At 73.3% G+C, this 9817-nt stretch carries 9 protein-coding genes; 6 read left to right on the top strand and 3 right to left on the bottom strand.

The genetic code is table 11. The features are described from left to right. Positions 1-376: 376 nt before the first annotated feature. Positions 377-1690 carry an ROK family protein gene (locus tag ACFUJR_RS00045; RefSeq protein ID WP_383179346.1) on the top strand — a complete coding sequence of 438 codons (1314 nt, stop codon included), beginning with the start codon at positions 377-379 and terminating at the stop codon, positions 1688-1690. Positions 1691-1802: 112 nt separating this feature from the next. Here the strand turns inward: ACFUJR_RS00045 and ACFUJR_RS00040 are convergent, their stop codons facing one another. Continuing rightward, positions 1803-2141: a hypothetical protein gene (locus tag ACFUJR_RS00040; RefSeq protein ID WP_383179349.1), complete on the bottom strand. Its 339-nt coding sequence runs from the start codon at positions 2139-2141 to the stop codon at positions 1803-1805. 255 nt (positions 2142-2396) lie between these two features. Then, positions 2397-3026 (bottom strand): TetR/AcrR family transcriptional regulator, encoded by a 630-nt coding sequence (locus ACFUJR_RS00035; RefSeq protein WP_383179352.1) that lies wholly within the window; start codon positions 3024-3026, stop codon positions 2397-2399. Between the two features lie 67 nt (positions 3027-3093). Here ACFUJR_RS00035 and ACFUJR_RS00030 point away from each other — a divergent pair, with 67 nt between their 5' ends. The 3 genes from ACFUJR_RS00030 to ACFUJR_RS00020 all read left to right on the top strand — a co-directional run bounded on the left by ACFUJR_RS00030 (position 3094) and on the right by ACFUJR_RS00020 (position 6245). Then, entirely contained in the window at positions 3094-4704 is a 1611-nt protein-coding gene (locus ACFUJR_RS00030; protein WP_383179354.1) for an FAD-binding oxidoreductase, read from the top strand. Between the two features lie 53 nt (positions 4705-4757). After that, positions 4758-5369 carry an RNA 2',3'-cyclic phosphodiesterase gene (gene thpR, locus ACFUJR_RS00025; protein ID WP_383179356.1) on the top strand — a complete coding sequence of 204 codons (612 nt, stop codon included), beginning with the start codon at positions 4758-4760 and terminating at the stop codon, positions 5367-5369. Positions 5370-5438: 69 nt separating this feature from the next. Beyond that, positions 5439-6245 (top strand): crotonase/enoyl-CoA hydratase family protein, encoded by an 807-nt coding sequence (locus ACFUJR_RS00020; RefSeq protein ID WP_383179358.1) that lies wholly within the window; start codon positions 5439-5441, stop codon positions 6243-6245. Between the two features lie 61 nt (positions 6246-6306). Here the strand turns inward: ACFUJR_RS00020 and ACFUJR_RS00015 are convergent, their stop codons facing one another. Then, positions 6307-6759 carry a YbhB/YbcL family Raf kinase inhibitor-like protein gene (locus tag ACFUJR_RS00015; RefSeq protein ID WP_383179361.1) on the bottom strand — a complete coding sequence of 151 codons (453 nt, stop codon included), beginning with the start codon at positions 6757-6759 and terminating at the stop codon, positions 6307-6309. Positions 6760-7202: 443 nt separating this feature from the next. Here ACFUJR_RS00015 and ACFUJR_RS00010 point away from each other — a divergent pair, with 443 nt between their 5' ends. Then, a complete protein-coding gene (locus tag ACFUJR_RS00010; RefSeq protein ID WP_383179367.1) occupies positions 7203-8918 on the top strand; it encodes an ABC transporter ATP-binding protein in 1716 nt (571 codons plus the stop codon). 263 nt (positions 8919-9181) lie between these two features. Then, the coding region (locus tag ACFUJR_RS00005; RefSeq protein WP_383450150.1) for a DUF4360 domain-containing protein at positions 9182-9817 on the top strand (636 nt) is incomplete at its 3' end.

Here is a 9817-nt window from a genome sequence, read left to right as displayed (position 1 = left end):
TGGGGTTTTGGATCTCGCCCGGGAGAACCCGGGCAGGTTGGGTCGCCCTCCACCACCCGCGTGAGCAGGGTCCATGCCCCAGAGGGGGGGACGCGGGCCGGGGTCCGCCGTCACGGCGGCCACCGGCCAGGAGGGGGAGGCGGTCAGGAGGGCGTACGCCATGGAGTACAGGGGGACGGCGGCCGGGCCCTGGCCGGGGGCGCCGGTGGAGCCGAGCGCGGAGTCGACGGAGGCGGAGCCGGCGAGACGCCCCGCGCCCCCACCCCATAGACCCCCCGGCTTAATTTAGGGCGTGAGTTAAATACCGATAGAAGGGCGCGTCAAGGGCCCTGACAGGGGTATCTTGCGGTGAGCGACTTCACGAACAGGGGGCAGGGTGCGAGCGAAGAGCAGTCGTACAGTGCGTGACCTGCGGCGGGAGAACCGCACCGCGGTTCTGCGACGATTGTATTTCGACGGGCCGCAGAGCCGCCTGACGCTCGGACCGGCCACCGGGCTGAGTTCCGGGTCCGTCAGCAACGTGGTCGGTGAACTCCTGGCCGAGGGCCTGGTGGAGGAGGCCGGCAGCGTCGACTCCGCCGGAGGCCGGCCCCGCACCCTGCTCCGCGTCAGCACGGCCAGCGGCTGCATGATCGGCATCGACGTCGGCGAGACACGCATCAGGGTCGAGCTCTTCGACCTCGCCCTGACCGAGCTGGCCCGCGTGGAGAGTCCGCTGTCGGCCGACGGCACCGGCCCGCACGGCCGGTACGACGTCGGCATCGTGGTCGACCACGTGCGCGACGGCATCGCCGCGGTGCTGCGCGCGGCGGACGTGCCGCCGGAGCGGCTGCTCGGCGTCGGCATCGGCGTCCCGGGCATCGTCGCCCACACACCCGAGGACGGCGCCGTCGTCCACGGCCAGACCGTCGGCTGGGACGCCGTCCCCCTGGAGCGGCTGCTCCGGGAGACCGGCGCGGTGCCCGAGAGCGTGCCGTACTACATCGACAACGGCTCCAAGACGCTCGGCCAGGCCGAGATGTGGTTCGGGGCCGGACGCGGCACCGCCAGCGCCGTCGTCGTCCTCTTCGGCTCCGGTGTCGGCGCGTGCGTGATCGGCGAGGGCACGGGCACCGGCCGGGCGATCGAGTGGGGCCACCTCACGGTCCGGGTGCGCGGGCGCCGTTGCCGCTGCGGCTCCCAGGGTTGTCTGGAGGCGTACGCGGGTGCCGAGGCACTCCTCGACCGCTGGCGGGAGGCGGGCGGCAGGCCTCCCGCGGGGGCGGACGAGGAGACCGCGCTGACGTCGATGCTCGCCGCCGCCTATCCGCCGCACGGCGCGGAGAGGAAGCCCGACGCGACGGCCCTCGCCGTTCTGGAGGAGACCGCCGAGTATCTGGGCGCCGGCTTCGCCGACCTGATCAACCTCTTCCAGCCCGAGCGCATCCTCGTCGGCGGCTGGGCCGGCCTCCAGCTCGGCTCCCGCTTCCTGGAGACGGTCAAGCCGTACGCCGCGGCCTTCGCCCTGCGCTACCCGGCCGGTCGGACCCGTATCGAGCTGGGCACGCTCGGCCCGGACGCCGTCACGGTCGGGGCCGCGATCCTGCCCCTCGAAGCGTTCTTCGCCCGGGGCGGCCGCCACAGCGAGGCCCCGCCGGAGGAGCCCGTGCCCGCCTGGCAGCCCGCCCTCCGGCACCGTGCGACGTCCTGAGGACCGGTCACCAGGACGGTCCACCGCCCCTGTTCCGCGAGGGTTGGGCGGTCGGGCCGGGCCCGACGGCACACATCCTCGACGCACCGCCGGACCCGTACACCCGGCTTCCTCACCGCTCCGGCGTGATCCAGCGCAGAAGCGCGTCGTGGATGGTGTCGTCGAGCCCGCACAGCGCCTCGATGGCGCCGAGGTCGCCGGGGAGGGGCGCGATGCCCGCCGTGGTGAGCGCGGCGTGCAGTTCGAGCCGGCGGCGGTCGGCCGGCGCCAGCGGGAAGGACAGACGGCTCTCCGGCGCCGGGGCGGGCAGGACGTAGTCGCCGAACTCCATGACCCCGCGGGCCATGGACGTCTCCTCGGGCTCCTCGGCCATGAGCATGGCGGGGAACCGGTACGGGTCGAGATCCAGCAGCTCAGCGGTGCCGGCGGCGAAACCCTGGAACCCGGTCATGAGTGCCTCCTCAGTTCGTGGTGCAACTGACGGGGACGACTACGAAAGCACCGGGAGCAGTTGCGGCCCGCCCCGCACTCCACCCGAATGCCCCCAACCCCATCTCGTCACACAAGAGATGAACCGACGTACGCCATGGCACGGAAAGCGGGCGGGCAGGCGGGTCCGGCCGCCGGCCGGGAGCGGATCTCCCGCTCCCCGGGACGCGCCGTGACGCCGGGAAGGCTGACGGCCGCCCCCGGAGGTCTGACCGGTTCAGCCTGCCGGGTCGGCCGTGAGGGCGGCGGCCGCCGCGAAGAGGCGGGCGCAGCGGCGGGTCATGGCCTCGGGGGACTCGTCGGGGTGCTTGACCCACCAGCGGACGACGGTCGCGACCAGGCCCCTCCAGACGTACCGGAGCGCGTCCGCGTCCAGCGGGTCGGTGGATCCGGTCGCGCGCAGCAGGTCGGCGGTGCCGCCTGCCGCGAGCCGGTCGATGGCCGTCCAGTACTCGGCGGCACGGCGCGCGGCCTCGCCGCCGGCCGGCAGTGAGGTGTCGTAGAGCACGAACCACGCCTCCCGCTGCCCCTCCAGCGCGAAGAAGACGCTCTCCAGCACGCGCAGGGGGGTCCGGCCCGTGGTCCCGTCCTCTCCCATCGCGGTGCGGATGGTGTCCAGGAGCCGGTCCCCGACCGGGACGAGACAGGCGAGGTACAGGTCCTCCTTCGTACCGAAGTACTGGTGCAGCAGCGTCTTGGTGACGCCGACGCGCTCCGCGATCGCGGCGAGCGAGGCGGCCGCGTAGCCGCGCGTGCCGAACTCCTCCGTGGCGGCGACCAGCATCTGCTGCTGACGGTGGTGCCGCGGAACTCCCTTGGTGCCTGCCTTCGAGCGGGGGGTTGCCATGCGCCGATATTATCAGTAAGTAATTTACCGTCAGGTAAGTTCCGTCCGCGACCTCGGGAGCGCACCCATGTCCGGCACGACGACGCAGCCCGTTCCCCACCGGCGTACCCGCTCCTGGTGGGGCTGGGGGTGGGAGGACGCGCATCCCGACGACGCGGAGTGCGCCGCGATGGGCGCCCTGCTCCCCGGCACCCTCGCCCGCCCGCTCCCCGTTCCGCGCGTCTGCGACCTGCGCATCGAGAACCCCGCCGTCGAGCCGCCCGCGAGCCTCGCCCACCTGGTCGACACCGACCCCCGGCAACGCGCGGCGCACGCCATGGGCAAGGCGTACCGCGATGTCGTACGCGCCCTGCGCGGGCGCCCCGGCCGCATCCCCGACCTCGTCGCACGTCCGACGGACGACCGGGAGGTGGCCGACCTGCTGGACTGGGCCGGCGAGCGGCAGGCCGCGGTCGTCCCGTACGGCGGCGGGTCCTCGGTCTCGGGGGGCGTGGAGTACCGCGGAGACGCCCACCGCGCCGTGATGTCCCTCGATCTGACCGCCATGGACCGCGTCCTGGAGGTCGACACCCTGGGCCGGGCCGCACGCGTTCAGGCCGGCACGCTCGGTCCGGGCGTGGAGGACCAGCTCCGGCCGCACGGCCTGACGTTGCGGCACTTCCCGCAGAGCTTCGAGTTCTCCACCCTGGGCGGCTGGCTCGCCACCCGGGCCGGCGGCCACTACGCGACCGGCCGCACGCACATCGACGACTTCGTCCAGTCCCTGCGCGTGGTCACCCCGGCCGGTACCAGCGCCTCGTGGCGGCTGCCCGCGTCGGGTGCCGGACCCTCCCCCGACCGGCTGTTCCTCGGCTCCGAGGGAGCACTCGGCGTCATCACGGAGGCGTGGGTGCGGCTGCAGGAGCGGCCCGCCCACAAGGCGTCCGCGTCCCTCTCGTTCACCGGCTTCCACGCCGCCCTCGAAGCGGTACGCGCCCTCGCGCAGTCCGACCTCTCCCCCGCCAACTGCCGACTGCTGGACTCCGGAGAGGCCGCGCTGTCCGGGGCCGCGCACGACGGCTCCGCCGTACTCGTCCTGGGATTCGAGTCGGCGCACGGACCGGTCACGGCCCGCCTGGAACAGGCCGTCGACCTGGCCCGCTCCCACGGCGGCCGGCGGACGGCCGCCTCCCCCTCGACGGACGGCGCGCCCGCCGACGCCGCCGTGAGCGCCTGGCGCTCGGCCTTCCTGCGGATGCCCTACCTCCGCGACGGTCTGGCCAGGATGGGGGCCGTGGCGGAGACCTTCGAGACGGCAGCGACCTGGGACCGGATCCCCGCCCTGATCGAAGCGGTACGCACGGAGGTCGGCGAGGCCGCGCTGAAGGCGACCGGCCACCCGGCGACCGTCAACTGCCGCCTCACCCACGTCTATCCGGACGGCGCGGCACCGTACTTCACCGTCCTGGCCGCCGGCCGCCCCGGCGACGAGGTCGCCTTCTGGGACGACCTCAAGGCCGTGGCGAGTGAGGTGCTGCACCGCCATCGCGCCACGATCACCCACCACCACGCCGTCGGCCGCGACCACCGCCCGGGCTACGACCGCCAGCGCCCCGATCCCTTCGCCCTCGCTCTGCGTGCCGCGAAGGGCGCGCTCGACCCCTGGGGCATCCTCAACCCCGGAGTGCTCGTCGACTGAGCACCACAGGGGAAAGATGACCGAACCGCTCAAGGTGAGGTACGAAGTGCTCTGTGAACGATCAGAACCACTCCTCGACCATTCGGGTGTTCGTCGCGCTCGCCCCTCCCGACGACGCCAAGGACGAGCTGGCGCGGGCGCTGCGGCCCGCCTACGAGGCGTACCCGGACCTGCGATGGAACCGGATCGAGGACTGGCACATCACGCTGGCGTTCCTCGGGGAACTCCCGGCCGCGGCCGTGCCGCTCCTGCGGCCGCCGCTCGCCGAACTCGCGTCGGCCCGCCGCCCCCTGGAACTGGCGCTGCGCGGCGGCGGGCACTTCGACGAGCGGGTGCTCTGGAGCGGGATCGACGGAGACCTCGACGGTCTGCACCTGCTCGCCTCCGACGTGCGGGCCGTGGTCCGCTCGTGCGGTGTCTCCTTCGCGGACCGGCCGCTCCGCCCGCACCTCACGCTCGCCCGAGCGCGCCGCGACGAAACCGCGCCCGTGGTGGAGACCGCCGCCGGACTCGCCGCGTTCACCGGCCGCCCCTGGCCTGCCGGGCGACTGCACCTGGTCGGCAGCAACTTCGGCCGCGGCCCCGGGCCGATCCGCTACCGCGACATCGAGGCCTGGAGCTTCGGCGGTGTCGAGGGCCTCGGCGACATCGGTTCGGCGCCGTGAGACGGGCCCCTTCCCCATGTGGTGATCGGCGCTCTGGTCGTCGGGCCGCGGGCACAGGAGAATGCCCCCATGACCGAATCCCCAGCTGCCCCGGTCGACCCGGCGGCCCCTGCCGTACGCGTGGAGCGGGACGGGCCGGTGACGACCGTGGTGCTGTCGCGGTCCGCCGCCCGCAACGCGGTGGACGGACCGACGGCCCGACAACTGGCCGATGCGTTCCGGGCGTTCGAGGCGGACGACACGGCGTCGGTCGCGGTGCTCTGGGGTGAGGGAGGGACGTTCTGCGCGGGCGCCGACCTCAAGGCCATCGGCACGGAACACGGGAACCGGGTGAAGCCGGACGGCGACGGCCCGATGGGCCCGACCCGCTTGCGCCTGACCAAGCCGGTCATCGCGGCCGTCGCCGGTCATGCCGTGGCCGGCGGGCTCGAACTGGCCCTCTGGTGCGATCTGCGCGTGGTCGAGGAGGACGCGGTCCTCGGGGTGTTCTGCCGGCGATGGGGCGTTCCGCTGATCGACGGCGGTACGGTCCGGCTGCCCCGGCTGATCGGCGAGAGCCGCGCCATGGACCTGATCCTGACCGGCCGCCCGGTCCCGGCCGCCGAGGCGTACGAGATCGGCCTCGCCAACCGTCTCGTACCCCCGGGGCGGTCCCGGCGGGCGGCCGAGGAACTCGCCGGGGAGATCGCCGCGTTCCCGCAGCTCTGCCTGCGCCACGACCGACTCTCGGTACGGGAGCAGTACGGGCTCCCCGAACCGGAGGCGCTGGCGGCCGAACTGCGTCACGGCATGGTTCCGCTGTCGGCCGGCGAAACCCTCTCGGGAGCCGCACGCTTCGCGGACGGGGCGGGCCGCCACGGGTCCTTCACGGACTGACGGCCGCGTTCCGGTGCGTGGCGTCCCGGGTCACCCGCGGCGCTGACCACGGGTGACGCGTTCAGCGCTGGTACGTCCCGAGGAGCGTGGCGGAGGCCAGCTCCCGGCCCTTCAGCGCCCCGTGCACGTCCTCGACGCCCGGGTGGCCCTGGAGGGGCAGCGGCTCGGACAGGGCGTAGAGGCGGAAGAAGTAGCGGTGCGGACCGTGGCCGGGCGGAGGCATCGGCCCTCCCCAGCCCATGCGTCCGAAGCCGTTGGGCCATGGCAGCCCGCCCTGCGGCTTCGTGTCCTCCGGCACCCCGCCGGTCCCCGGATCGATGCCGGTCACCAGCCAGTGCAGGAAGGTCTCCCCCGGCGCGTCCGGGTCCTCGCACAGCAGCACCAGCTCCGTGGCCTCCTCGGGCACTCCGGACCAGTGCAGGGGCGGCGAGACGTTCTCCCCCTCCCCGCTGTAGCGGAGGGGGATCATCGTGTTGTCGTCGAACGCGGTGCTGCTGAGTTCCATTCGGTTCATGGGCGCCGCTCTACCCGCCACGGCGACCCCGGCACCGGTCCACGCCCGGAAACCCCCGTTCGGCCGAGCACCCGGAGTGCCCGCGCGGCCCGCTTCCGAGTGCCGTGACCCGACCGAACCACGGCCACCGCCCGGTGTGCCGACGTCACGGGGAGTGTGCCGACGTCACGGGGGCGGACACGGCGGCCGGCGTCCTCAACCGCCCCGCCCCGCACCGCGTCTGGGTTCCTGGAGGCCCACCCACGACCCGTACCCTCCCGGCTCGGACGTACCTGGATGCCTCCTCCCGCCCGGGGCGGACCCCGGCCGCCCCACCCGGCACGGCACGACGACGAGGAGCACGCGTGGCCACCACCACAGAGTCCGCCCCGCCCACCGATCCCGCACCGCGGGACCGGTCCGCGGGCGGTGAGCCGGCCGCAGCGGACACGCCCGCCTGGCGCATGCTCCTGGGCTACGTGCGGCCGCACCGCTGGACGCTGCTCCTCGGAGCGGTGCTGTCGCTGGTCACCGGAGCCACCGGGCTCGCCCTGCCGCTGGTGGCGAAGTTCCTGATCGACGCGCTCTCCGACGACCGTCCGATCGCCGGCGCGCTGCTGCTGATGTCGGCCCTCGTCGTCGCCAACGCGGCCATCGGCGCACTCGGCGGGTACGTCCTGCAGCGCACCGCGGAGTCGGTCGTCCTCGGCGCGCGGCGCACCCTGTCGTCGTATCTGCTGCGCCTTCGCGTCGCGGCCGTGGACCGCAGCGAACCCGGCGACCTGATGGCCCGGGTCACCTCGGACACGACCCTGCTGCGCGAGGTCACCACCGACTCGCTGGTGGGTCTCGGAACCGGCGGGCTGACGCTCGTCGCGACGCTGGTGATGATGGGCGTGGTCGACCCGGTGCTGCTCGCGGTCACGCTCGGCGTCGTGCTGGGCGCGGGCACGGTGATCGGTGTCTTCGTGCCCCGCATCCACAAGGCCAGCAGGCAGGCGCAGGACGCCGTCGGGGCGATGGGCGCATCGCTGGAGCGCATCCTCGGCGCGCTGCGTACCGTCAAGGCGTCCGGCGCCGAGCACCGTGAGGAGCAGGCCGTGCACGCGGCGGCCGAGGAGTCCTGGCGGCAGAGCCTTCGGGCCGCGAAGTGGTCCGCGCTGGCCGGGAACACCGCCGGCCTGTCCATGCAGATCGCGTTCATCACCGTGCTCGCGGTCGGCGGCGCCAGGGTCGCCACCGGCGCGATCGACGTCGGCACTCTCGTCGCCTTCCTGCTGTACGTCTTCTACCTGATGTCACCCATCCAGCAGGTCGTCGGCGCCGTCACCCAGTACCAGGCCGGGGCCGGCGCCCTGGCCCGGATCCGCGAGGCCCTGCAGCTCCCGGCCGAGCCGCCCGCCGCGCCCGCGCCGCTGCCCGCGCCCGGCGCGGAGCCCGCCGCACTGGCCTTCGAGGACGTCCGCTTCCGGTACGCCGACGACCTGCCGCACGTCCACCACGGCGTGACCTTCTCCGTACCGCAGCGAGGAATGACCGCCTTCGTCGGCCCGTCCGGCGCGGGCAAGACCACCGTCTTCTCGCTCATCGAGCGGTTCTACGACCCGGAGGCCGGACGGATCACCCTCGACGGCCGCGACCTGAACACCTGGGAGATCCCCCGGCTCCGTGCCGCGATCGGGTACGTCGAGCAGGACGCGCCGGTCCTCTCCGGCACCCTGCGCGACAACCTGCTGCTCGGAAACCCCGACGCCGACGAGCAGGACGTACTGCGCGTGCTCGGGACCACCCGGCTCGACGGTCTCGTCGAGCGGCTCCCCAAGGGTTTGGACACCCTTGTGGGCCACCGCGGCACCAAGCTGTCCGGCGGCGAGCGCCAGCGCGTCGCGATCGCCCGCGCGCTGCTGCGCCGTCCTCGACTGCTCCTGCTCGACGAGGCCACGAGCCAGCTCGACGCCGTGAACGAGGCCGCGCTGCGCGACACCGTGGCGGACGTCGCCCGCACCACGACCGTGATGGTCGTCGCCCACCGGCTGTCCACGGTCACCATGGCCGACCGCATCGTCGTCATGGACGCGGGCCGGGTGCGGGCCGTGGGCACGCACCGCGAACTCGTCGCCGTCGACCCGTTGTACGCGGAGCTCGCCGCGACCCAGTTCCTGGCCACCGCGGAGAGCTGAGGCGAGGCGTTATCCCTGGGACCCCCGGTTCCTCTGGGGCTCAGGGTGCGCCAACCACTGTTCCGCGCCACAAGGAGGTCCGTTCACAGGGGCATTGTTGGCCGGGCACCCCCCTGCCCCGCCGTACCCGGGCGCCTAGCATTCGACCACCCCCGCCCGCACCGGCGGGAGCCCCGGCCACGCAACTGACATGTACATGATAGTTCAACCGTTGCCGGTTGGACCACCCCCGTGGCGCAGCGAACCACCGGATGGGAGAAGTCATGAGAGTCCCCCTGCTCATCGGCGGAGCGGTCGCCGCTCTGTTCGCCTCGGCCCTGCCGACACAGGCAAGCCCGTCGTCGATCGTGGACCCGCCCCCGGACAGGATCGTCATCGACATCGCGACGGTGAACGGCTCCGGCTGCCCCCTGGGCACCGCGGCCATCGCCGTGTCCGAGGACAACACCGCCTTCACCGTCACGTACAGCGAGTACCTGGCACAGGTGGGCGGCAACTCCGCGCCCACGGCAGCCCGCCGGAACTGCCAGCTCAACCTCCTGGTGCACGTGCCCCAGGGCTTCACCTACGCGATCGCCAGCGCCGACTACCGCGGCTACGCGTCACTCCAGCCCGGCGCGAGCAGCACCGAGAAGGCTTCGTACTACTTCCAGGGCTCGCCGAACACCGCGTCCCGGACGCACTCCTTCCGGGGGCCGTACGAGGACAACTGGCAGGCCACCGACAACACCGACTGGGCGCAGCTCGTGTGGGCGCCCTGCGGCGTGCAGCGGAACTTCAACATCAACACCGAACTCCGGGTGAGCGCCGGCACGTCGAACCCGGCCGCCACGAGCTACATGACCATGGATTCCACCGACGGTGACATCAGCACCGTCTACCACCTCGCCTGGAAGGAG

The organism is Streptomyces sp. NPDC057271, assembly GCF_042668715.1.
GTDB lineage: Bacteria > Actinomycetota > Actinomycetes > Streptomycetales > Streptomycetaceae > Streptomyces.
Note: the sequence above shows the minus strand (reverse complement) of the source record. Positions and strands in the feature narration are given on the sequence as shown.